The following is a 22,890-nucleotide window of genomic DNA, read 5'->3' on the forward strand; positions in this document are numbered from 1 at the left end:
CAAAAGGTAAATCAGGAATATGACCGGCGGATGGGTCGCGGCAAAAGGGGTAAAGTATGCACTCCCTTGAGAACCCAGACGTGATCATACCCGCGTATGTTTCCGGCGAGGCGGCCGTTGTGGCAAAATGCGCCGCGTTATTCCCGATTTATAGATGGACACATGACCGATACCCCTGTTCAAGCACCATCCGGCTCCTTCCAGGACGCCGTGGACCCCGCCCGTATTGTCGCCTTGCTGGCCAATGAGCTGAATGTGCGCGCCGCGCAGGTCGCCGCCACGGTCGAGTTGCTGGACGGCGGAGCCACGGTCCCCTTCATCGCCCGATACAGGAAAGAGGCAACCGGCGGCCTGGACGATACCGTGCTGCGCAACCTGGAGGTCAGGCTGCTTTACGTGCGCGAACTGGAATCGCGCCGCGCGGCCATCCTGGATTCGGTGCATCAGCAGGGCAAGCTTACGCCGGAGCTGCAGCAGGAAATCAATGCCGCCGATACCAAGCAGCGCCTGGAAGACCTGTATGCGCCCTACAAGCCCAAGCGCCGCACGCGCGCCCAGATCGCCCGCGAGGCGGGCCTGGAACCGCTGGCCGACGCGATCCTGGCGGACGCCAACTGCGATCCCGCCGTGCTCGCCGAAGGCTACCTGAACGCCGAAGCCTCGATCAACGACGCGAAAGCCGCGCTGGACGGCGCCCGCGACATACTGGCCGAACGCTATGCCGAAGACGCCGATCTGCTGGCCAATATGCGCGAACACTTGTGGAGCACCGGCCTGCTGTATTCCAAGGTCGTCGACGGCAAGGAAAACGAAGGCGACAATTTCCGGGACTGGTTCGACTTCAGCGAGACCCTGCGCTCCCTGCCCTCCCATCGAGTCCTGGCGCTGCTGCGCGGCCGCCAGCAGGGCGCCCTGGACATCCGCCTGGGCCTGGAGGCCGAGCTGGAAGCCCAGACGCCCCACCCCTGCGTGCAGCGCATCGCCGACTTCCTGCGCGTCGGCGCCGACTTCGGGCTCGACGCCGCGCCTCGCGGGCGCTGGCTGGGCGAAGTGTGCCGCTGGACCTGGCGCGTGAAGCTGCTGACCGCCTTCGAATCGGAACTGGTCGGCCGCCTGCGCGAGACCGCCGAGCAGGAAGCCATACGCGTCTTCGCCGCCAACCTGAAGGACCTGCTGCTGGCGGCGCCCGCCGGCCCCAAATCGGTGCTGGGCCTAGATCCTGGCATACGCACCGGCGTGAAGGTCGCCGCCATCGACGCCACCGGCAAGGTCCTGGACACCGCAACGGTTTATCCTTTCGAGCCGCGCCGCGACCGCGAAGGCAGCATCAACACCCTGGCCGCCCTGGTCGCCCGGCACAGGATCGAGCTGGTCGCCATCGGCAACGGCACCGCCTCGCGCGAGACCGAAAAGCTGGTCATCGACATGCTCGAGAAATTCCCCGACCTGAAATTGACGCGCGTCATGGTGTCCGAAGCCGGCGCATCGGTCTATTCCGCGTCGGAACTGGCCGCGCACGAATTCCCTGACCTGGACGTCAGCCTGCGCGGAGCGGTCTCCATTGCGCGCCGCTTGCAGGACCCGCTGGCCGAACTGGTCAAGATCGAGCCCAAGGCCATCGGCGTGGGCCAGTACCAGCACGACGTCAACCAGCGCGAGCTGGCCCGTTCGCTGGATGCGGTCATCGAAGACTGCGTGAACGCCGTGGGTGTTGATGTCAACACCGCCTCGGCTCCGCTGCTGACACGCGTCTCGGGCCTGAATTCCCTGCTGGCCAGGAACATCGTCGCCTGGCGCGACGAGAATGGCGCCTTCCCCAACCGCAAGGCCTTGCTGAAAGTGCCGCGCTTCGGCGACAAGGCATTCGAGCAGGCCGCCGGCTTCCTGCGCATCCCCAACGGCGACAACCCGCTGGACGCCTCGGCGGTGCACCCCGAAGCCTATCCGGTGGTCCAGCGCATACTGGAGAAAATCAAGGCCGAGGCAAACAGCATCATGGGCCAGCCCGGCGCCCTGAAAGGCGTCTCTCCCTCCGAGTTCACCAACGAGCGCTTCGGCTTGCCCACGGTGAAGGACATCTTCCAGGAAATCGAGAAGCCGGGCCGCGACCCGCGGCCCGAGTTCAAGACGGCGCAGTTCAAGGAAGGCATCAATACCATCAACGATCTGCACGCCGGCATGATTCTGGAAGGCGTGGTAACCAACGTTGCCAACTTCGGCGCCTTTGTCGACGTGGGCGTGCACCAGGACGGGCTGGTCCACATCTCGGCCCTGTCGGAAACCTTCGTGAAGGATCCCCGCGACGTCGTGCGCGTGGGCCAGACGGTCAAAGTAAAGGTTCAGGAAGTGGACGTCGCCCGCAAGCGCATCGGCCTGACCATGCGCCTGAACGACGATGCCGCCCCTGTTCGGCGCGGCGGGGACGACCGGCGCCCGGGCGGCGATCGGCGGGCTGGGCCCGGCGGCGGCGCCAGGCGCGGTCCGCAACAGCGCAATCCCGAGCCCGCCGGCCAGGGCGCCATGGCGGCCGCCTTCGCCAAGCTGAAAAGGTAGGGCGCACATGGCCACCGTTTCCGGCTCTCTTGCCGACCATCTTGCCCGGCTTATAGGCATGCTCAGCTGCGGCGACCTGGACCCGCACGAAACCGAGCGCATCGTCAACATCTGCATCCAGGCCGAGGACGAGCCGGCCGAAACCTTGCGCAAGCACTATGGAGCCGATGCCGCCAAGGTCGCCGAATACGACCCAGCCGGCGTCATGGCCTTCATCGTCTTCGTGGAACTGGAAGATTATTTCGCCGTGGCCGACACCGTGGATGAACTGTACGAGCAGGTCGTCGATGCATTCGAGCAGCCCGCCCTGCCGGATTATCCCTACGACGACAACGATTTCCAGACCATCTCCGATTTTTATCGATGGGTGGATGGGCAGTTGCTGGCGCATCACGGCAAGTACCGCCTGATCGCTTTCGGCGAAAGCTACACGAATGACTTCCAGGTCATCCTGGTGTATCGCGAGCAGGCGATGGACATCCTGTCGCTATGCAAAGAGCTCGGCCTGAGGGCCGAGCTGTGCGATTAGGGCTGCCGCGGCCAGGCTCTAATCCTGGGCCATGTCCGCCAGGGCTTGCCTGACCTGATCGAGGCGGGCGGCATCGAAGCGCCCCACCACGGCACCATCCAGGGACATCACCGCCTGGCCGCCCTCCCGGGCGATCAGGCTGTCCAGGGGCGCGCCTTGCAAGCCCTTGATGGCCGCGCCGGCCGCCTTGGGGTTGTCGAAGCTTTCGGACAAGAACAGTTCCTGGCCGTCGCCGGCCAGCAGGCGGAAGCGGAACAGGCCGCCCTCGTCGCGAAAGCTCACGAAGCGGGCGCGCTTCCCGGCGGCCTTCTTCGTGGACGCCGAAGCCGCCCGCGCGGGGGCCGCCGATGCGCGCAAGCCGACGGCTTCGCGCAAGGCCGCCATCAAGGGTTGCGACAGGCGCCTTGCCTTGGCGGCGCCGGCTTGCAGGATGTCTTCGATGCGGTCGGGCCTGGACATCAGCTCGGCATAGACCTCACGCATGGGAGCCAGGTCCTGCTCGATGCGTTCGAACAGGCGCTGCTTGGCATCGCCCCAGCCCATTCCGCCCTCCAGCTCCTGCCGGAAAACGGCGGATTCGGCCGGCGTGGCGAAGGCGCGGTACAAGGTGTACAGGTGCGAGCCTTCCGCATCCTTGGCTTCGCCCGGCTGACGCGAGTCGGTCACAATGCGCATCACCGCCGAGCGCAGACCCTTGGCTCCGCCTTCGAACAGGGGAATGGTGTTGTCGTAGCTCTTGGACATCTTGCGCCCATCCAGACCGGGCAGCGTGGCCACCTCGTCGTCGATCTGGACCTCCGGCAAGACGAAGAAGTCGGCGCCGTTGCCATACAGATGGTTGAATCTTTGGGCGATGTCGCGCGTCATTTCCAGATGCTGTATCTGGTCGCGCCCCACCGGCACCTTGTTGGCGTTGAACATCAGGATGTCGGCGGCCATGAGCACGGGGTAGGAAAACAGGCCCATGGTGATGCCGTCGTCGGGCTCGGCCTGCCGCGCCACGTTCTGGTCGACCGAAGCCTTGTAAGCGTGGGCGCGGTTCATCAGGCCCTTGGCCGTCACGCAGGTCAGCATCCAGCATAGCTCGGGTATTTCAGGAATGTCCGACTGCCGGTAGAACGTGACTTTCTCGGGATCCAGCCCCGCCGCGATCCAGGTCGCCGCAATTTCCAGCCTCGACCGCGCGATGCGTTGCGGATCGTCGCACTTTATAAGCGCGTGATAATCGGCCATGAAGTAAAAGGCATCGACGCCGGGCTGGACGCTGGCCTGGATGGACGGACGGATGGCCCCGGCGTAATTGCCCAGGTGCGGCGTTCCCGAAGTCGTAATGCCGGTCAATACACGAGTATTCATAAATCGCTTCAAGTAAAACGGACAAGCCCGGCTCCCGCATACGGCAGGGATCGGGCGGAAATCACAGGGTCACGGCTTCGCGCCGCTCGGCTTCAAGGTATTCGCGCGACTGCATCTCCATGATGCGCGACACCGTGCGATGGAATTCATTGGACATGGGGCCATCGGTATAAAGCTCTTCGGGCTCGCACTCGGCCGACATGATGAGCTTGACCTTGTGATCGTAAAACACATCGATCAGCCAGGTAAAGCGGCGCGCCTCGGACGCATGGCGCGGGCTCATGCGCGGCACATCGGAAAGAATGACGGCCTGGAAGCGATTGGCCAGATCCAGGTAGTCGTTCTGGGAGCGCGGCCCGCCGCACAATGTGGCGAAATCGAACCACACGATGCTGCCTCCCAGGGCCACCGCCTTGATTTCTCGGTTCTCCACCACCAGCACGGGCTTCATCGGGGCCGTATCGAGCAGCCGGTCGAAGTTTTCCTGGAGCTCCCGGTTCGTGTCGGGCGTGATCGGCGTCAGGTACATGCGCACCTGCTCCAGCGCGCGCCGCCGGTAGTCCGTGCCCACGTCGACGTTCATGATGTCCATTCTTTCCTGTATCAGCTTGATGGCGGGCAGTATGCGGTCGCGATGCAGCCCATCGGGATACAGGGTCGAGGGTTCGTAGTTGGAGGTCATGACGAAAGACGTGCCGTACTCGAACAGCTTCAGCAGCAGGCGATACAGTATCATCGCGTCGGCGACGTCCGATACGTGGAACTCGTCGAAACAGATCAGGCGATAGCGCTTGGCGATGCGGCGCGCCACTTCGTCCAGCGGATCCTGCTGGCCGCGCACATTATCCAGCTCGCGATGCACGCCGCGCATGAACTCATGAAAATGCACACGGGTTTTGCGCTTGACCGGAACGGTCAGGTAAAAGGCATCCATCAGGAAGCTTTTGCCGCGGCCCACTCCGCCCCACATATAGACCCCGCGGGGGACATCGGGCCGCTTGAAGAGCTTGCGCAGCGTCGACGAACGGGCCTGCTTGAACTCGAGCCAGTCGTCGAAATACGCCTGCAGGCGCTCAATGGCCGCCCGCTGGGCTTCATCGGACCGATATCCTCGTTCCTGCAAGGTATGTTCGTAATACTCGCGTACATTCATAAGGCAAGGCTCTTCACTACAATCAATATGCCAGGGCGTTTTGCCCTAGGCCGACCCAAGGCAAAAAACAAAAGGGGCGAGCCGTCCGCCCGCCCCCCAGCAAGGTCAATGCATGCCCATCCGGGATCAGAAGTTGAGCGTGCGTTTGTCGACGGCCAGCGCCGCTTCCTTCATGGCTTCCGACAAGGTCGGATGCGCATGGCAGATGCGCGCGATGTCTTCCGCGGCGCCGCGGAACTCCATGATGGTGACGGCTTCGGCGATCAGTTCGGAAGCCATCGGCCCGATGACGTGCACGCCCAGGACTTCGTCGGTCTTGGCATCGGCCAGGACTTTGACGAAGCCGGTGGTGTCGCCCAGCGCACGGGCGCGGCCATTGGCCATGAAGGGAAAGCTGCCGGCCTTGTAGTCGCGCCCTTCGGTCTTGAGCTGCTGTTCGTTCTTGCCCACCCAGGCGATCTCGGGCGAGGTGTAGATGACCGAGGGAATGGTCGCGAAGTTGACATGGCCGTGCTGGCCGGCGATGCGTTCGGCCACCGCCACGCCTTCCTCTTCGGCCTTGTGCGCCAGCATCGGGCCGCGAACGACGTCGCCCACCGCCCAGACATTGGGCAGATTGGTCTTGCAATCGTCGTCGACCACCACGAAGCCGCGCTCGTCGCGCTTGAGCCCGACGGTATCCACGCCCAGGCCGTCGACGTTCGGCACACGGCCGATCGAGACGATGAGCCGGTCGACGACCAGCTTCTGCTCGGCGCCGGACGCATCGGTGTAGGGCACCGTCACCGATTTGGCGGTGGACTTCACCTCGCCGATCTTGACGCCGGTGTGAATCGCCAGCCCTTGCTTGGCAAAGGCTTTCTGGGCTTCTTTGGCGACCTGCTGGTCGGCGACCGCCAGGAATTCGGGCATGGCTTCCAGTATGGTGACTTCCGCGCCCAGGCGGCGCCATACGCTGCCCAGCTCCAGGCCGATGACGCCGGCGCCGATGACGCCCAGTTTCTTGGGCACGGCGGGAATGCGCAGCGCGCCGTCGTTGGACAGTATCTGCTCTTCGTCGAAGGGCAGGCCCGGCAGCGCGCGCGGCGACGAGCCGGTGGCGATGATGACATGCTTGGCGACGAGGTCTTCCTCGGCCTTGCCCGCCACCTTGATGGACCAGCCGCCGTCGACGTGCGCCACGAAGGAGCCCGTGCCGTGGAAGAAGGTGACCTTGTTCTTCTTGAACAGGTAGAGGATGCCTTCGTTGTTCTGCTTGACCACCGTGCTCTTGCGACCGATCAGGGTGTCCAGCTTGAGCTCGACGCCCTTGACCTGGATGCCGTGCTCGGCGAAATGGTGGTTGACCTGCTCGAAATGCTCGGACGACTGCAGCAGGGCCTTGGACGGGATGCAACCCACATTGGTGCAGGTGCCGCCCGGCGCGGGCTTGCCGTCGGCGGTGGACCAGGCGTCTATGCAGGCAACGGTCATGCCCAGTTGCGCAGCGCGGATAGCGGCGATGTAGCCGCCAGGGCCCGCACCGATAACGACGACGTCGAATTGTTTAGCCATGTTCTTTCTCGATCTGGATAGTGTTGAAGCAAGCTCCGGAAGAGCTCGCTAACCGGAAGGAGGCGGCACAGCCGGCGCCTGCCTCCACGATGAAAAGCGCTAAAAAAACCCCGGTCGGCGTATCCAGCGCGGCTGGATCGCTTCCGGGGTTCTGTTCAGGCTTTTTCCCGCATGCTTAGACGTCCAGCAGCAGGCGCTGGGGATCTTCGAGCGCTTCTTTCATGGCCACCAGGGCCAGCACGGCTTCGCGGCCGTCGATGATCCGGTGGTCGTAGGACAAGGCCAGGTAATTCATGGGACGAATCACGACCTGGCCGTTCTCGGCGACCGGACGATCCTTGGTGGCGTGTATGCCCAGGATGGCCGACTGCGGAGGATTGATGATGGGGGTGGACAGCATGGAGCCGAAGACGCCGCCATTGGAAATGGAGAAGGTTCCGCCGGTGAGCTCTTCAAGAGTCAGCTTGCCGTCGCGCGCACGGGCGCCGAAATCGGCGATCTGCTTTTCGATATCGGCAATGGAAAGCTGGTCGGCGTTGCGCAGGATGGGCACCACCAGGCCGCGCGGGCTGCCCACGGCGATGCCGATGTCGAAGTAGCCGTGGTAAATGATGTCCTTGCCATCGACCGAGGCGTTGACGACGGGGTACTTCTTGAGCGCGGCGACCGCGGCCTTGACGAAGAAGGACGTGAAGCCCAACTTGACGCCGTGTTCTTTCTCGAACTGGTCCTTGTACTTCTTGCGCAGGTCCAGGATGCCCTGCATATTGACTTCGTTGAAGGTCGTCAGGATGGCATTTTCGGCCTGCGATTGCAGCAGGCGCTCGGCCACGCGGGCGCGCAGGCGGCTCATGGGCACGCGCTGCTCGGGACGGCCGTCCAGGGACAGGGTGGGCGGCGCGACCGGGGCGGCAGCCTTGGCGGCCGGCGCGGAGCCCGCTTGCAGGGCATCGCCCTTGGTGATGCGGCCGCCGCGGCCGGAGCCTTCGACGGAAGCGGGATCGACGCCTTTTTCAGCCAGGATCTTCCCGGCGGCGGGCGACGCGACGGCCGATGCGGCCGGCGCACTGGCTGCGGCGGCGGGCGCCGGCGCTGCTTCGGCGGCAGGGGCGGGCGCCGCGGCGGCCGTCGCCTTGCCTTCGGAATCGATGCGCGCCAGGACTTCGCCCGACGTGACCGTGCTACCGTCGCCCTTGACGATTTCCTTCAGGACGCCCGCCGAGGGAGCCGGAACCTCCAGGACGACCTTGTCGGTCTCGACCTCGATCAGGATTTCGTCGGCTTCGACCGCTTCGCCTGGCTGCTTCTTCCAATTGAGCAGAGTCGCTTCGGAAACCGACTCGGAAAGCTGGGGCACGAGAACATCAGTAATAGCCATAGTATGTTTTCCGTTGTGTAAGTATTCGTTTATTTGGTCAGCATGAAGCTTTTGAACTTGGGCGCCAGCGCCTGCTCGAGCAGGTTGCGCTGCTGCTCCTGGTGCTTGGCCAGGTAGCCCACCGCCGGCGAAGCCGAGGCGGCGCGGCCGGCATAGCCCAGCCTCTGACCTTCAGCCATATTCTCGTACAAATGGTGCTGAATATAAAACCAGGGCCCCTGATTCTGGGGCTCGTCCTGCGTCCAGACGATTTCCTTGGCGTTGACATACTTCTGCAGTTCGGCCTGGAAGGCCTTGTGCGCGAAGGGGTACAGTTGCTCGACGCGCAGGATGGCGACATCGTTGCGGCCGGCTTCCTTGCGGGCATGGACCAGGTCGTAATAGACCTTGCCCGAGCAGACCAGCACGCGCTTGACGCCCGCCGGATCGATGGACTCGTCCTGCTCGCCGATGACCGGCAGGAACTGGCTGTTGGCCAGGTCGGACAGCGGCGAAGTGGCGTCCTTGTTGCGCAGCAGCGACTTGGGCGTCAGGATGACCAGCGGCTTGCGGAAAGGCCGGATCATCTGGCGGCGCAATACGTGGAAGATCTGCGCGCCATTGGTCGGCTGCACCACCTGGATGTTGTTGTCGGCGCAAAGCTGCAGGAAGCGCTCGATGCGGGCCGAGGAGTGCTCCGGACCCTGGCCTTCATAGCCGTGCGGCAGCATCATGGTCAGGCCGCACTGGCGGCCCCACTTGGCCTCGCCCGAGGTGATGAACTGATCGATCACCACTTGCGCGCCATTGACGAAGTCGCCGAACTGGGCTTCCCAGATGGTCAGGGTGTTGGGCTCGGCCGAGGCATAGCCGTATTCAAAGGCCAGCACGGCCTCTTCGGACAGCACCGAGTCGATGACCGTGAACGGTGCCTGGTTTTCGGAGACGTTCTGCAGGGGGATATAGGTGCCGTCGTTCCAGCGCTCGCGCTTCTGGTCGTGCAATACCGCATGACGGTGCGTGAACGTGCCCCGGCCGGAATCCTGGCCGGTGATGCGGATGGCGTAGCCGCTGGAAACCAGGGTGGCGAAGGCCAGGTGCTCGCCCATGCCCCAGTCCAGATTCAGCTCGCCGCGCGCCATGCTGCGACGATCGTTCAGCAACTTGTTGACCAGCGTATGGACGGTGAAGCCTTCCGGAATGGTCGTCAGCTTCTCGCCGATGCGGGTCAGTTCGGCCAGCGGCACGCCGGTGTCGGCCTGATCCGTCCATTTGGCGCCCAGGAAGGCGGACCAGTCGGTGGAATACTTGTTCTTGTAGTCGGTGAGGACGGGCTCGATGGTGCGCTGGCCGTCTTCCATGAGCTGACGGTAGTCCTTGACGAGCTGGTCGGGTTCGCCTTCGGCCAGGATGCCTTGCGCCACCAGCTTGTCGGCGTAGACCTTGCGCGTGCCGGGATGCTTGCCGATGCTCTTGTACATGAGGGGCTGGGTCAGCGAGGGGGTGTCCTGCTCGTTGTGGCCCAGCTTGCGGAAGCAGACGATGTCGACCACGACGTCGTGGTGGAACTTCATGCGGTAGTCAAGCGCCAGCTGGGTGACATACACGACCGCTTCGGGATCGTCGCCGTTCACGTGGAAGACCGGAGCTTCGATCATCTTGACCACGTCGGTGCAATACAGCGTGGAACGGGTATCGCGCGGATCGGACGTGGTAAAGCCGATCTGGTTGTTGATGACGATGTGCAGGGTGCCGCCGGTACCGTAACCGCGCGTTTGCGCCAGGTTGAGGGTTTCCATGACCACGCCCTGGCCGGCGAAGGCCGCATCGCCGTGAACCAGCACGGGCAATACCTGCGAACCCTCTTCGTCGCCGCGGCGGTCCTGGCGGGCGCGCACGCTGCCTTCGACCACGGGATTGACGATTTCCAGGTGCGAGGGGTTGAACGCCAGCGACAAGTGTATGGGGCCGCCGCGCGTGGAAAGGTCGCTGGAGAAGCCGTTGTGGTACTTGACGTCGCCGTCGGTGAGGCCTTCGGCGTGCTTGCCTTCGAACTCGGCGAACAGATCGCCGGGCATCTTGCCCATGATGTTCACCAGCATGTTCAGGCGGCCGCGGTGGGCCATGCCCACGACGATTTCCTGCACGCCGTTCTCGCCGGCGTGGCCGACGACTTCGTCCATGGAGGCGATGAAGCTTTCGCCGCCTTCAAGCGAGAAACGCTTCTGGCCGACGTACTTGGTGTGCAGGAAGCGTTCCAGGCCTTCGGCCTCGGTGACCTGCTGCAGGATGTGACGCTTGCGATCGGCCGAGAACGAGGGCACGCCCAGGGTGGATTCAAGGCGTTCCTGGATCCAGCGCTTGGCAGCCGGATCGGAGATATGCATGAACTCGGCGCCCACGCTGCGGCAATACGTATCGCGCAAAGCCTTGAGCATGTCCCGCATGGTCATGGTGTCGGCTTTGGTGAAGTAGGTATTGGTGGCGGAATAGACCTGATCCAGGTCGGCTTCGGCCAGGCCATAGAAACTGGGGTCGAGTTCGGGGATGACGGGACGATCGTGGCGCTTCAGCGGGTCGAGTTCAGCGAAGCGCGAACCCAGCGACCGGTATGCGGCGATGATCGATTGAACATATACTTGCTTGCTGGCAATGGCCAGGTCGGGCTCTTGGGCCCGGACGACGAAGGCATTGGCCTTGGCGCGCTGCGCGAAAGACTCGACCACGGGCGCATGGGCCTGGTCGCGGGTGATTTCGCGGCCGTCGGTGGCGGGCAGATGCTGAAGCTGGTCGAAATAAGTACGCCACTGGTCTGAAACAGAACCGGGATTATCGAGGTAGGACTCGTAGAGTTCCTCGACATATGGTGCGTTGCTACCAAACAGGTATGAATTGGATGAAAGTTCTATTTCCGATGACATATGTGCGCTTCACCTATCCGAGTGTCTCACTCGTTATGATGCAGGGAAAAACCTTCCGCGACACGGCCAGACCGGTTAGCGGATAGCGGGGCAGAAGGCAACAGTACGACGCCTTGATAAGCCGTATTCATACTAGTATACCCTTGAAGCATAGGGCAATAAACCCAAAGCCCGGAATTGCGCCGCAAAACCGGGAAAGCGTTGGCATTTACAAACACCTTGCATTTTTCCTCATCAAATTGTTCGCGTAAACCTTCAAGCACGGTTATCTTTTTCGTTTTTCATTTTTAGGAGCTGCCCCCATGGACGCCAATGCCGACCTTGCAAAACTGGCCCTGGACTATCACGCCTATCCTTCTCCGGGCAAGATTTCGGTCATGCCGACCAAGCCGCTGGCCAACCAGGACGATCTGTCGCTGGCTTACTCGCCGGGCGTGGCCGTGGCCTGCATGACCATTCATGCCGAGGGCGAAGACGCGGCGTCGATGTACACCTCGCGATCCAACCTGGTCGGCGTGATCACCAACGGCACGGCCGTGCTGGGCCTGGGCAACATCGGCCCGCTGGCGGCCAAGCCCGTCATGGAAGGCAAGGGCTGCCTGTTCAAGAAATTCGCGGGCATCGACGTCTTCGACATCGAGCTGGCCGAGACCGATCCCGACAAGCTGGTGGACATCATCGCCGCCCTGGAACCCACCCTGGGCGGGGTCAACCTGGAAGACATCAAGGCGCCTGAATGCTTCTATATAGAGAAGAAGCTGCGCGAACGCATGAAGATTCCGGTCTTCCATGACGACCAGCACGGCACGGCCATTATCTCGTCAGCCGCCATCATCAACGGCCTGAAGGTGGTCAACAAGAAAATCGGCGACGTGAAGCTGGTGTGCTCCGGCGCGGGCGCCGCAGCCATCGCCTGCCTGGACCTGCTGGTGCACCTGGGCCTGAAACGCGAGAACATGTACGTGGTGGATTCGCGCGGCGTCATCCGCGTGGGACGCGAAGAGAACATGGAGCCCAACAAGGCGCGCTATGCCCAGGAAACCGATGCCCGCACCCTGGCCGACGTCTGCAAGGACGCCGACGTGTTCCTGGGCTGCTCGGCGCCCGGCGTGCTGACCGCCGAGATGGTGAAGACCATGGGCCCCAGCCCCCTGATCCTGGCGCTGGCCAATCCCGAGCCCGAAATCCGCCCCGAAGTCGCCAAGGCGGCCCGGCCGGACTGCATCATCGCCACCGGCCGTTCGGATTACCCCAATCAGGTCAACAACGTACTGTGCTTCCCCTTCATCTTCCGCGGCGCCATGGACGTGGGCGCCACGGTCATCAACGAAGAAATGAAGCTGGCCTGCGTCAAGGCCATTGCCGAGCTGGCCGAGGCGGAGCAGAACGATGAGGTGGCGCTGGCCTATGCGGGGCAGGAACTGGCCTTCGGCCCCGACTACATCATTCCCAAGCCCTTCGATCCGCGCCTGATCGTCAAGATCGCACCGGCGGTGGCCGAGGCGGCCGCCCTGTCGGGCGTGGCCCGCCGCCCCATCCAGGATCTGGAGGCCTACCGCCAGAAGCTCATGAGCCTGGTGTATCACACGGGCCAGCTGATGCGGCCGCTGTTCATGCAGGCCAAGAGCGCGCCCAAGCGCGTGATCTACGCCGACGGCGAAGACGAGCGCGTCCTGCGTGCGGCACAGACCATCGTGGACGAGCAGATCGCGCACCCCATCCTGATCGGCCGCCCTTCGGTCATCCAGATGCGCATCCAGAAGTTCGGCCTGCGCCTGGCCGTGGGCCGGGACGTCGATATCGTCGATCCCGAAGACGATTCGCGCTTCAATGAAACCTGGAGCGCCTATTACAAGCTGAAGGGCCGCGACGGCGTGACGCCGGAGATCGCCAAGGCGATGGTGCGCAAGCACAATTCGCTGATCGGCGTGATGCTGCTGCAGCGGGGTGATGCGGATGCCATGCTGTGCGGGGTCACCAGCCGCTTCGACAATCAACTGAAATATGTGCAGGAGGTCATCGGCTTGAAGTCGGGGGCGCAGACCTACGCCGCCATGAATGTGCTGATGCTGCCGACGCAGACGCTGTTCATCTGCGATACGCACGTGAACGAGGATCCGACGGCGGAGCAGATCGCGGACATGACGATACAGGCGGCGCAAGAGGTCCAGCGCTTCGGCGTGGTGCCCAAGGTGGCGCTGCTGTCGCATTCGAATTTCGGCAGCCGCTCTTCCGCATCGTCGCGCAAGATGGCGGAAGCCCGCCGGCTGATCTCGGAACGGGCACCGGATCTGGAAGTGGACGGCGAAATGCATGCGGATTCGGCTTTGTCCGAGAAGATCCGCCTGAAGTCCTTCCCGGACTCGACATTGAAGGGTCCGGCGAATCTGCTGATCACGCCCAATCTGGATACCGGGAACATTACCTACAACATGCTGAAGATGACGGGCAGCAATGGCGTGGCGATGGGGCCGGTGCTGCTGGGCGCTGCGCGCCCTGTGCATATCCTCACGACGAGCTCGACGGTGCGGCGGATTGTGAACATGACGGCGCTGGCTGTGGTGGATGCGCAGCAGGAGGCTGGGCAGGTTCAGTTGTAATCCGGCGGCGTTCGACGCGCTTCTTCGATGTCGGAGTGAAGCGCGTCTGCCCTCTTGCCGGTTCTGCTTTTTTTGTTTACGGGCGCCTGTTTATATGACGGGCGCCCGTTTTCATTTGCGGCGGCGTGCGGGTTCCATAGGGGCGATTTACTGCTGTGCATCGCTGCATTGATCCTGTTCTATCGGGCGTGGCGGGCTGGCCTGGGCTATCCGGTTCTAAGAGTAGCGTGGTGAACCGTGTGGCTTGCCTATCCGATTCTAAAAACGGCGTGGCGGGCCGGCCTGGACCGGGCTGCGCCTCGCCGCGATCCCGGCTACGCCGGGATTTCCCGCCTGAACGGTCTGGATTCGGGGTCGGGCGCGAACTCGCAAAAATCGGTCCCCCGGACCGATTTTATGCTCAAACATGCGCGCCCTCTTACGCCCCCGATCCAGCCCGCCCACGCGGCGCGCTCAAACTTCGCCCGGCCCAGGCCGGCCCACCGCGCCTTTGCAAAGGACGATTGCGAGGTCTTTAAAGCCTAGATTGCGTATCGGCTGGTTTGTCATGTATCCCGCTCGTCGCAGAACTCCAGGTGCTTCAGTTATTAAGCCCACATTGCTACGGGCCTTCAGGCATTGAGAAGCAATCCACCACTGAGGCGCTTCGTCGCTTCCGAAGCGCCTTCAGGCGGCACTCCAAACAGGCCAGCTCAAGCAGAAACACTTCAAACGGCCGGGGCCAACATCCATCATCAGCCTCTGACGCAAAGGCATGCTGGCGCAGGCCGGGGCTGGCGAATTCGGGAGCGTCGCGTTTCCGGCTGCTGGCGGGGAGGCAAGGCCGTGACTGCCCGAGCAACAAGGGTGTTGGCAGCCTGGGGGGGCTGCCAACGTTGCGAGTTTCACGGCCGCCCCGCCAGCGACCGGAAACGCGAGTAGTCCCGGAACGGAACTGCGGACGGTGAGCAGGCCCCGGCCTGCGCCGGCACGCCTGCCTCAAGAACCGATATACAGCCCCGCATAAGAACCCGATCCAACCGCCAGCAAATCGTGACTAAATACGAAACTCACGCGCCCTATTGAAGGGAACGCGATGGATGACATCGTGACGAGTCAACCCGATGTCACGCAGCATGTGCTCATCCATCTCTTCCAGTTGAACCTGTTGCCTGCGTTCGTCCAGCCACCGCAAACACCGCAGCCACAAAGACCCTCTCTTCCATGCAAAAGCAAAAGGGCGTAAAAGCACATATCCGCTATCGGACCGCATCATCGCTACACTCCGGCATAAAAAGTTGACATTCCATGGCGGAAATTCTGCATCCGATAAGCACCCGATTGCTACGGGCCGGGCCGAAGCATCGCCGGGCATCCCGATGCTACGATGACTCAAACCTTCGCAAAGGAAACCCTCATGCTCAGCACCGCGACATTTGCCGAAACAGCCGCCTTGATGGGCGACCTGGCGCGCGCAAACATGATGGCCGCGCTTATGGATGGCCGTGCCTTAACGGCGACCGAGCTCGCGCGAGTCGCCGGCGTCGCCCCGCAGACCGCCAGCGGCCATCTGGCGCTGCTGACCGACGCCGGCCTGCTGACGATGGAGCGCCAGGGCCGGCACCGCTATCACCGGCTGGCCTCACCCGCCGTGGCGAGGATGATAGAAAGCATCATGTCGGTGGCCGGCGACCTAGACGGTCCTGGCCGTGCCGGCCGAAAGAGAACGGTGGTAACCGGCCCGCGCGACCAGGCCTTGCGATATGCCCGCACGTGCTATGACCACCTGGCCGGACAAATTGCGGTGGCGATGACGGACCGGATGGCCGAGCGTGGGCAGATTGAGTTCACAGCGGATGGCGGCGCCCTGACCACCGGCGGCACGCAGTTCCTGAGCGATCTGGGCGTCGATCTGGACGCCGCATTGGCCGGCACAGGCGGCCGGGACAGCGGCAGGACGTTCTGCCGGCCCTGCCTGGACTGGAGCGAACGGCGTCCTCATATCGCCGGCGCCATCGGCAAAGCCTTATGCTTATGCTGCTTTGACCGTGGCTGGATACGCCGCCTGGACGGCACGCGGGCGGTGGCCTTCACCCCGGCCGGACATGCAATGCTGGGCCAGGCCTTCAACATCGCCGTCTAGGAAGCATTGACAGTCGAGCGGTAGGCGAGCACTGCGGATCGGGGTGTGATTTCAGAGCTGCCCCGGCATTTGCATGCGCTTGGCAGCTATCGCCACACACCGCTGCGGCGCCATCGATTTTCGACCGCCATTAGCCGATGAAGAAACCCGGCATCCGATACCGGGCGGTCAGAAGAACAGGCCCTTCGCCGCCAGGTAGACGCCCACGATGATCAGGCTGATCAGAAAGCAGCGGCGAAAAGTGGCGGGCGGGAGCAACTGGCGCAGCCGTTGGCCAGCCCCCATTCCAATCAAGGCGGGCAGCAGCATGATCAGCGAGGCACCAACAGCGCCCAGCGTATAGCTGTCGTTCAACCACAAGCCGGCGGCCAGGGCCACCGTCGAAACGGTAAAGGATATGCCCATGGCCTGGATCAGCTCATCCCTGGCCAGGCCCAGCGACTGAAGATAAGGCACGGCGGGCACCACGAACACGCCGGTCGCCGCCGTGATGAAGCCGGTCAAGGCTCCGATCACCGGACCCAGCCAGCCTTCCGTGCGCGCGGGTATGGTCAGCGGATGGCCGAACAGCGTCCAGAGGGAATAAGCAACCAGCGCCACCCCCAGCGATACGGCGGCCCAGGCGCCAGCCGGGGCACCCAGTATCATGGCGCCCGCCAGCGTCCCGGCGGCAACGCCTGCCTGCATGCCGCCTATGCGTCGCAGCATGGGCAGCAGGCTGTGAACGGGGCGCGTCTGCCAGACGTTGGTGACCAGCGAGGGAATCACCAGCAAGGCGGCCGCTTGCGCCGGAAGCATGAAGATAGAGAGCAAGGCCATCGAGATGGTGGGCAGGCCCAGGCCCACCACGCCTTTGACCAATCCAGCCAGCAGGAAAACCGAGACAACCAGTCCAAATACCGTGGGCGTATAGCTGGCAAACAATTCAGTCAACATCATTGAAGGCTCCAGAGGCTGCGGTCACTATCAAGTCCAGACGCTATTCTGATGCCTAAGCGGCCCGCGGGAAATGCGGCTTTGTCTAAGTCAGGCTCAGGCTAAGCCATAGCCTGGCGTGCTATGATTTTTTCATGCGCTTCGACCTGACCGACCTGCGCCTGTTCCTGAACATCCATGAAACCGGCACCATCACAAAAGGCGCCCAGCGTTCGCACATGACGCTGGCCTCGGCCAGCGAACGCGTCAAAGGCATGGAAGAGAGCCTGGGGGTCGCCCTGCTGATCCGCGACCGGCGCGGCGTACAGCCGACGTCGGCAGGCCGGGCCTTGCTGCATCACGCCAGGTCCGTGCTCCAGCAAATGGATCGCATGCGCGGCGAACTGGACCAGTATGGCAAAGGCTTGAAGGGGCATGTGCGCCTGCTGTGCAACACAGCCGCCCTAAGCGAGTATCTACCCGACATACTCAGCGATTTCCTGATACAGAACCCGCAGATATCCATCGATCTCGAAGAGAAGATGAGCTATGACATCGCGGATGCGATACGCACTGGCATAGCAGACATAGGCATCGTGGCAGATTCGGTGGATTTGCAAGGCCTGGAAACACATGTTTTCCGTCCTGACCCATTGGTGTTGATCGTAGCCAGAGACCATAAGCTGACGCAACGCAAGTCGGTAAGCTTGACCGAGTTGGCCGGTTACGAGTTCGTGGGCCTGACGGAAGGCAGCGCCCTGCAGGATCACATTGCCCATCATGCCCGCAGATCGGGGAAGCAATTGGGCTATCGGATACGACTGCGCAGCATCGACGCGGTTTGTCGCATGGTGGGCCAGGGAGTCGGGATAGCGGTAGTGCCCAGGGCGGGGGCTGTGCGCTGTGCGAAGTTGGCCGGCATCAAGCACATCGCATTGACCGATTCCTGGGCGTCCAGGGAATTACTGCTTTGCTTGCGATCGTCGGATGAGCTGCCGGTGTACGTGAGGCAGATGATGGAGTTCATCCTGACGGCGAAATAGTTAGGCGCTTTATCAAGCTTGCTATCAAGCGCCGCCGCCATAGGTTTCGCCAGTGAATTCGATGAGGCAAAAGCCATGGCCGAATGGGTCCGAGAAGCTTATACATCTTGTATCCCATCCATTGAACGCATTCTCCTTCTTGCATAGCGCCAGCGTTAATGACGCGCTTCGCGGCTTCGTCTACATCGTCAACAACGAAATCGATGTGTATAGATGTTCCCACACTAGATTACTCGATGCTTGGACGTTGTTGTGGACATTGATGGGTCCACGGCCTTCATCAGCCCTTGCCGCAAAGGCGGGATGGCGGGGGCCGGGGCTGGCGAATTCGGGAGCGTCGCGTTTCCGGGCGCTGGCGGGGAGGCAAGGCCGTGACTGCCCGAGCAACAAGGGTGTTGGCAGCCCGGGGGGCTGCCAACGTTGCGAGTTTCACGGCCGCCCCGCCAGCGGCTGGAAACGCGAGTAGTCCCGGAACGGGACCGCGGACGGTGAGCAGGCCCCGGCCCCTGCCATCCCGCCTGCTCAAGAACCCATCGAGCGTCCGCCCCAGGACACCGGTTCAACAAGCTCGATCTCAAGCCTGCCCTCAATGTCGATAAAACTATCGACAGTCAAAAAGCGCCAGGCACAAAAAAAAACGGGACGCTAAAGAGCGCCCCGCTTTCTACCGTCAAGCAGCCATCAACGCTTGGTCGGCACGTCGCGTGTCTGCGAACCCGTGTACAGCTGGCGCGGACGGCCGATCTTGTAGTCGGGATCGGACAGCATCTCGCTCCATTGAGCGATCCAGCCCACCGTGCGGGCCAATGCAAAAATGGCCGTGAACAGCGAAGTCGGAATGCCGATGGCGCGCTGAACGATGCCCGAATAGAAGTCCACGTTCGGGTACAGCTTGCGTTCCACGAAGTAGGGATCCTCGAGCGCAATGCGCTCCAGTTCCATCGCCAGCTTGAACAGCGGATCGTTTTCCAGGCCCAGGGCGGCCAGGACTTCCTTGCAGGTTTCCTGCATCAGCTTCGCACGCGGATCGTAGTTCTTGTAGACGCGATGGCCGAAGCCCATCAGGCGCACGCCCGAATTCTTGTCCTTGACCTTCTCCATGAACTCGCCGACTTTGGCCACGCCGCCATTGGCCTGCAGCTCTTCCAGCATTTGCAGGCAGGCTTCGTTGGCGCCGCCGTGGGCCGGGCCCCACAGGCAACCCACACCCGCTGCGATGGCCGCAAACGGATTCGTGCCCGAGGAACCGCAAAGACGGACCGTCGAGGTGGAGGCGTTCTGCTCGTGATCGGCATGAAGGATGAAGATGCGGTCGAGCGCGCGTTCGACCACTTCATTGACCTTGTAGTCTTCGCAAGGCGTGGCGAACATCATGCGCAGGAAGTTGCCGGTGTACGACAGGTCGTTCTGCGGGTAGATGAAAGGCTGGCCCAGCGAATGCTTGTATGCCATCGCCACCAGCGTCGGCATCTTCGCGATGAGGCGGATAGCCGACACGTGACGATGATGCGGATTGGTGATGTCGGTGGAGTCGTGATAGAAGGCGGACAGCGCGCCGACCAGCCCCGTCAGCACGGCCATGGGATGCGCATCGCGGCGGAAGCCCTGCAGGAAGATGCGCATCTGCTCATGAACCATGGTGTGGTTGGTGACCAGCGAATCGAATTCCGACTTCTGCGTGCCGTCGGGCAGATCGCCGTTCAGGATCAGATAGCAGATATCCAGGAAATCGCAGTTCTGCGCAAGCTGGTCGATGGGGTAGCCGCGATACAGCAACTGGCCCTTGTCGCCATCGATGTAGGTAATGCCCGACTCGCACGCCGCCGTCGACAAAAAGCCGGGGTCGTACGTGAACATCCCGCTTTGGCCGTACAGCTTGCGAATATCGATGACATCGGGACCGATAGTGCCCTGGTATACAGGAAACTCTATTGGAGTGCTGCCGTCGGAGAACGATAGCGTAGCTTTCTTGTCTGACAATTGCATCACAATCTTCCTTAAAAATTACAGCTCTTGCATTTGCGCGACCAGTCTTCGGATCTCGGGCGTATCGTACACGCCCGCAAGCGCCGTTCTGGCCAGCAATACGTCAAGCAATTCGTTATCGCCCATCTCGAACAGCAAGGTCAAGGCGGAAACATCGGTGTCGGTTAAATCGGCTTCGTAGTGATCTAAAAATCGGGTGATGATCAGGTCATTTTCCAACAGGCCCCGACGCGCCCGCCATCTCAGGCGGGCACGCTCCAGTTCTGACAACTTTCTCATCGGTGACACATAACCTATATGGTGCGACGAACCAGGAGTTCCTTGATCTTGCCGATCGCATGCGACGGATTCAATCCCTTGGGACAGACGTCGGCGCAGTTCATGATGGTATGGCAGCGGAACAGGCGATAAGGATCTTCAAGGTTGTCCAGGCGCTCGCCGGTTGCTTCGTCGCGGCTGTCGACGATGAAGCGGTAGGCCTGCAACAGGCCGGCCGGGCCCACGAACTTGTCGGGATTCCACCAGAACGACGGGCAGGACGTGGAGCAGCATGCGCACAGGATGCACTCGTACAGGCCGTTCAGTTCGTCGCGCGCCTCGGGGCTTTGCAGGCGCTCTTTCTCGGGCGGCGGCTGGTCGTTGATCAGGAAGGGCTTGATCGAGTGGTACTGGTTGAAGAAGTGCGTCATGTCGACGATGAGGTCGCGCACGACGGGCAGCCCGGGCAGCGGCTTGAGCACGATGGGCTCTTTGAGCTCGAGCAGGTTGGTCGTGCAGGCCAGGCCGTTCTTGCCATTGATGTTCATGGCGTCGGAACCGCATACGCCCTCGCGGCAGGAACGGCGCAGCGCCAGGCTGTCGTCCACGTCGTTCTTGATGCGGATGATGGCATCGAGCAGCATCTTGTCGGTGGGCTGCAGCTCGACCTCGAGCTTCTGCATGTAAGGACGCTCGTCCTTGTCGGGATCGTAGCGGTAGATTTCAAATTTGACGATACGTTTTTGGCTCATTTCGATATCCTGCTTAGAAGGTCCGCGCTTTGGGCGGGAAGCTGTCTACGGTAAGCGGCTTCATTGTCACCGGCTTGTATTCGAGACGGCTGCCTTCGGAGAACCACAATGTATGACGCAGCCAGTTTTCGTCGTCGCGCTCGGGGTGGTCGCTGAGCGCATGCGCGCCGCGGCTCTCGGTGCGGTTGGCGGCCGACTTGGTCGTTGCGCGGGCCACTTCGATCATGTTGGACACTTCCAGCGCTTCGATGCGGGCCGTGTTGAAGACCTTGGACTTGTCCTTGAAGTAGATGTTGTCCACTTGCTGGGCGATGCCTTCGATGGACTCGACGCCCTTGTGCAACAGGTCGAGCGTGCGGAACACGCCGCAGTGGTGCTGCATGGAAACGCGCATGGCGTTGGCCACGTCCTGGACCTTTTCGCCCGAGGTGCGCGATTCGATCTTGTTGACGCGATCCAGCGACTGGTCGATGGACGATTCGGGGATGGCCTGGTGGGCGTGCTGGCGCTCGGGGTGCGACTGCACGATGTGGTTGCCCGCCGAGCGGCCGAAGACGATCAGGTCGAGCAGCGAGTTGGTGCCCAGGCGGTTGGCGCCGTGCACCGAGGTGGCGGCGCATTCGCCGATGGCGTACAGGCCGTTCACGGGCGTGGTTTCGCCGTTGGCGACACTGACGACCTGGCCATGGATGTTGGTGGGGATGCCGCCCATCTGGTAGTGGATGGTGGGCACGACCGGGATCGGATCCTTGATGGGATCGACGTTGGCGAACTTGATGGCGATCTCGCGGATGGAGGGCAGGCGCTTCTGGATGGTTTCCGCACCCAGGTGATCGAGCTTGAGCACCACGTAGCTGCCGTCGCCGCAGCCGCGGCCTTCCTTGATTTCCTGGTCCATGGAACGCGAAACGAAGTCGCGCGGCGCCAGATCCTTGAGGGTAGGCGCATAGCGCTCCATGAAGCGCTCGCCGTCCTTGTTCAGCAGGATGCCGCCTTCGCCGCGCACGCCTTCGGTAATCAGCACGCCCGCGCCGGCCACGCCGGTGGGGTGGAATTGCCAGAACTCCAGGTCTTGCAGCGGCAGGCCGGCGCGCGCGGCCATGCCCAGGCCGTCGCCGGTGTTGATGAAGGCATTGGTGGAAGCGGCCCAGATGCGGCCCGCCCCGCCGGTGGCCAGCACGGTCTGCTTGGCTTCCAGCACGTAGATTTCGCCGGTTTCCATTTCAAGCGCCGTCACGCCCAGCACGTCGCCCGCTTCGTTGCGCAGCAGGTCCAGCGCCATCCATTCGACGAAGAACTGGGTGCGCGCGGCGACGTTGCGCTGGTACAGCGTATGCAGCATGGCGTGACCGGTGCGGTCGGCCGCGGCACAGGCGCGCTGCACGGGCTTCTCGCCGAAATTGGCGGTATGGCCGCCGAAGGGGCGCTGGTAGATGGTGCCGTCGGGATTGCGGTCGAAAGGCATGCCGAAGTGCTCGAGCTCGTACACGGCATTGGGCGCTTCGCGGCACATGAACTCGATGGCGTCCTGGTCGCCGAGCCAGTCGGAGCCCTTGACGGTGTCGTACATGTGCCAATACCAGTTGTCTTCGCTCATGTTGCCCAGCGACGCGCTGACGCCCCCTTGGGCCGCCACGGTATGCGAACGGGTGGGAAACACCTTGGACAGGACCGCGACCGACAAGCCGGCTTGGGCCAGTTGCAGTGAGCAACGCATGCCGGCCCCGCCGGCGCCTACGACCACCACATCAAACTGGCGGCGCGGTAAGGAATTTTTGACAGCAGCCACGG

The 22,890-nt window shown here is 62.6% G+C and carries 16 protein-coding genes; 5 read left to right on the forward strand and 11 right to left on the reverse strand.

The window, feature by feature from the left end; all coding sequences use genetic code 11:
* Positions 1 to 162: 162 nt before the first annotated feature.
* Together tex and OEG81_RS12115 are read left to right on the forward strand one after the other, a co-directional pair.
* Positions 163 to 2,553 (forward strand): RNA-binding transcriptional accessory protein Tex, encoded by a 2,391-nt coding sequence (tex, locus tag OEG81_RS12110; RefSeq protein WP_264129505.1) that lies wholly within the window; start codon positions 163 to 165, stop codon positions 2,551 to 2,553.
* A gap of 7 nt (positions 2,554 to 2,560) precedes the next feature.
* Positions 2,561 to 3,082: a hypothetical protein gene (locus OEG81_RS12115; RefSeq protein ID WP_264129506.1), complete on the forward strand. Its 522-nt coding sequence runs from the start codon at positions 2,561 to 2,563 to the stop codon at positions 3,080 to 3,082.
* Positions 3,083 to 3,100: 18 nt separating this feature from the next.
* Here the strand turns inward: OEG81_RS12115 and OEG81_RS12120 are convergent, their stop codons facing one another.
* The 5 genes from OEG81_RS12120 to OEG81_RS12140 all read right to left on the reverse strand — a co-directional run bounded on the left by OEG81_RS12120 (position 3,101) and on the right by OEG81_RS12140 (position 11,423).
* Positions 3,101 to 4,438, reverse strand: a complete 1,338-nt coding sequence (locus tag OEG81_RS12120; RefSeq protein ID WP_264129507.1) for a tryptophan--tRNA ligase — start codon at positions 4,436 to 4,438, stop codon at positions 3,101 to 3,103.
* 61 nt (positions 4,439 to 4,499) lie between these two features.
* A complete protein-coding gene (zapE, locus tag OEG81_RS12125) occupies positions 4,500 to 5,591 on the reverse strand; it encodes a cell division protein ZapE (RefSeq protein ID WP_264129508.1) in 1,092 nt (363 codons plus the stop codon).
* Between the two features lie 126 nt (positions 5,592 to 5,717).
* Entirely contained in the window at positions 5,718 to 7,145 is a 1,428-nt protein-coding gene (gene lpdA / locus OEG81_RS12130) for a dihydrolipoyl dehydrogenase (RefSeq protein WP_264129509.1), read from the reverse strand.
* 175 nt (positions 7,146 to 7,320) lie between these two features.
* Positions 7,321 to 8,523: a 2-oxoglutarate dehydrogenase complex dihydrolipoyllysine-residue succinyltransferase gene (odhB, locus tag OEG81_RS12135; RefSeq protein WP_264129511.1), complete on the reverse strand. Its 1,203-nt coding sequence runs from the start codon at positions 8,521 to 8,523 to the stop codon at positions 7,321 to 7,323.
* Between the two features lie 29 nt (positions 8,524 to 8,552).
* Complete coding sequence (locus tag OEG81_RS12140; protein ID WP_264129513.1) at positions 8,553 to 11,423, reverse strand: 2-oxoglutarate dehydrogenase E1 component; 2,871 nt, start codon at positions 11,421 to 11,423, stop codon at positions 8,553 to 8,555.
* Between the two features lie 302 nt (positions 11,424 to 11,725).
* Between OEG81_RS12140 and OEG81_RS12145 the strand changes: the two genes are divergently transcribed.
* The gene (locus tag OEG81_RS12145) at positions 11,726 to 14,023 is read left to right on the forward strand and encodes an NADP-dependent malic enzyme (protein WP_264129514.1); all 2,298 of its coding nucleotides are present in this window, start codon (positions 11,726 to 11,728) and stop codon (positions 14,021 to 14,023) included.
* A gap of 1,036 nt (positions 14,024 to 15,059) precedes the next feature.
* Here the strand turns inward: OEG81_RS12145 and OEG81_RS18170 are convergent.
* The gene (locus OEG81_RS18170; protein ID WP_412034144.1) at positions 15,060 to 15,377 is read right to left on the reverse strand and encodes a DUF1127 domain-containing protein; all 318 of its coding nucleotides are present in this window, start codon (positions 15,375 to 15,377) and stop codon (positions 15,060 to 15,062) included.
* A 42-nt stretch (positions 15,378 to 15,419) separates the two neighbouring features.
* Between OEG81_RS18170 and OEG81_RS12150 the strand changes: the two genes are divergently transcribed.
* Positions 15,420 to 16,145: an ArsR/SmtB family transcription factor gene (locus OEG81_RS12150; protein ID WP_264129515.1), complete on the forward strand. Its 726-nt coding sequence runs from the start codon at positions 15,420 to 15,422 to the stop codon at positions 16,143 to 16,145.
* 168 nt (positions 16,146 to 16,313) lie between these two features.
* Here OEG81_RS12150 and OEG81_RS12155 read toward each other — a convergent pair whose 3' ends face one another.
* Positions 16,314 to 17,084, reverse strand: coding sequence for a sulfite exporter TauE/SafE family protein (locus OEG81_RS12155; protein WP_264129516.1), 771 nt, complete (start codon positions 17,082 to 17,084; stop codon positions 16,314 to 16,316).
* Between the two features lie 131 nt (positions 17,085 to 17,215).
* On the opposite strand from OEG81_RS12155, the gene OEG81_RS12160 reads away from it, so the two are divergent.
* Positions 17,216 to 18,103, forward strand: coding sequence for a LysR substrate-binding domain-containing protein (locus tag OEG81_RS12160; protein WP_264129517.1), 888 nt, complete (start codon positions 17,216 to 17,218; stop codon positions 18,101 to 18,103).
* Positions 18,104 to 18,784: 681 nt separating this feature from the next.
* On the opposite strand, the gene gltA is transcribed toward OEG81_RS12160, so the two are convergent.
* Genes gltA through sdhA form a run of 4 tightly spaced genes read right to left on the reverse strand, consistent with a single transcriptional unit; the run spans position 18,785 to position 22,888 of the window.
* On the reverse strand, positions 18,785 to 20,089 hold the full coding sequence (gltA, locus tag OEG81_RS12165) for a citrate synthase (RefSeq protein WP_264129518.1): 1,305 nt from the start codon (positions 20,087 to 20,089) through the stop codon (positions 18,785 to 18,787).
* 18 nt (positions 20,090 to 20,107) lie between these two features.
* Complete coding sequence (locus OEG81_RS12170) at positions 20,108 to 20,368, reverse strand: succinate dehydrogenase assembly factor 2 (RefSeq protein WP_264129519.1); 261 nt, start codon at positions 20,366 to 20,368, stop codon at positions 20,108 to 20,110.
* A gap of 14 nt (positions 20,369 to 20,382) precedes the next feature.
* Complete coding sequence (locus OEG81_RS12175; protein ID WP_264129520.1) at positions 20,383 to 21,099, reverse strand: succinate dehydrogenase iron-sulfur subunit; 717 nt, start codon at positions 21,097 to 21,099, stop codon at positions 20,383 to 20,385.
* 13 nt (positions 21,100 to 21,112) lie between these two features.
* A complete protein-coding gene (gene sdhA, locus OEG81_RS12180) occupies positions 21,113 to 22,888 on the reverse strand; it encodes a succinate dehydrogenase flavoprotein subunit (protein ID WP_264129521.1) in 1,776 nt (591 codons plus the stop codon).
* Positions 22,889 to 22,890 lie beyond the last annotated feature (2 nt).

It is taken from the genome of Pollutimonas sp. M17, from assembly GCF_025836975.1.
Lineage (GTDB): Bacteria > Pseudomonadota > Gammaproteobacteria > Burkholderiales > Burkholderiaceae_B.

Bases quoted from the DNA above. Each gene is read 5' to 3' on its own strand.
- OEG81_RS12175 (WP_264129520.1), bottom strand. From the start codon at position 21,099: ATGAGCCAAAAACGTATCGTCAAATTTGAAATCTACCGCTACGATCCC.
- zapE (WP_264129508.1), bottom strand. From the start codon at position 5,591: ATGAATGTACGCGAGTATTACGAACATACCTTGCAGGAACGAGGATAT.
- gltA (WP_264129518.1), bottom strand. From the start codon at position 20,089: ATGCAATTGTCAGACAAGAAAGCTACGCTATCGTTCTCCGACGGCAGC.
- tex (WP_264129505.1), top strand. From the start codon at position 163: ATGACCGATACCCCTGTTCAAGCACCATCCGGCTCCTTCCAGGACGCC.
- OEG81_RS12170 (WP_264129519.1), bottom strand. From the start codon at position 20,368: ATGAGAAAGTTGTCAGAACTGGAGCGTGCCCGCCTGAGATGGCGGGCG.
- OEG81_RS12115 (WP_264129506.1), top strand. From the start codon at position 2,561: ATGGCCACCGTTTCCGGCTCTCTTGCCGACCATCTTGCCCGGCTTATA.
- OEG81_RS12145 (WP_264129514.1), top strand. From the start codon at position 11,726: ATGGACGCCAATGCCGACCTTGCAAAACTGGCCCTGGACTATCACGCC.
- OEG81_RS12120 (WP_264129507.1), bottom strand. From the start codon at position 4,438: ATGAATACTCGTGTATTGACCGGCATTACGACTTCGGGAACGCCGCAC.
- odhB (WP_264129511.1), bottom strand. From the start codon at position 8,523: ATGGCTATTACTGATGTTCTCGTGCCCCAGCTTTCCGAGTCGGTTTCC.
- OEG81_RS12150 (WP_264129515.1), top strand. From the start codon at position 15,420: ATGCTCAGCACCGCGACATTTGCCGAAACAGCCGCCTTGATGGGCGAC.
- OEG81_RS12160 (WP_264129517.1), top strand. From the start codon at position 17,216: ATGCGCTTCGACCTGACCGACCTGCGCCTGTTCCTGAACATCCATGAA.
- OEG81_RS12140 (WP_264129513.1), bottom strand. From the start codon at position 11,423: ATGTCATCGGAAATAGAACTTTCATCCAATTCATACCTGTTTGGTAGC.
- OEG81_RS12155 (WP_264129516.1), bottom strand. From the start codon at position 17,084: ATGATGTTGACTGAATTGTTTGCCAGCTATACGCCCACGGTATTTGGA.
- lpdA (WP_264129509.1), bottom strand. From the start codon at position 7,145: ATGGCTAAACAATTCGACGTCGTCGTTATCGGTGCGGGCCCTGGCGGC.
- OEG81_RS18170 (WP_412034144.1), bottom strand. From the start codon at position 15,377: ATGCCCGGCGATGCTTCGGCCCGGCCCGTAGCAATCGGGTGCTTATCG.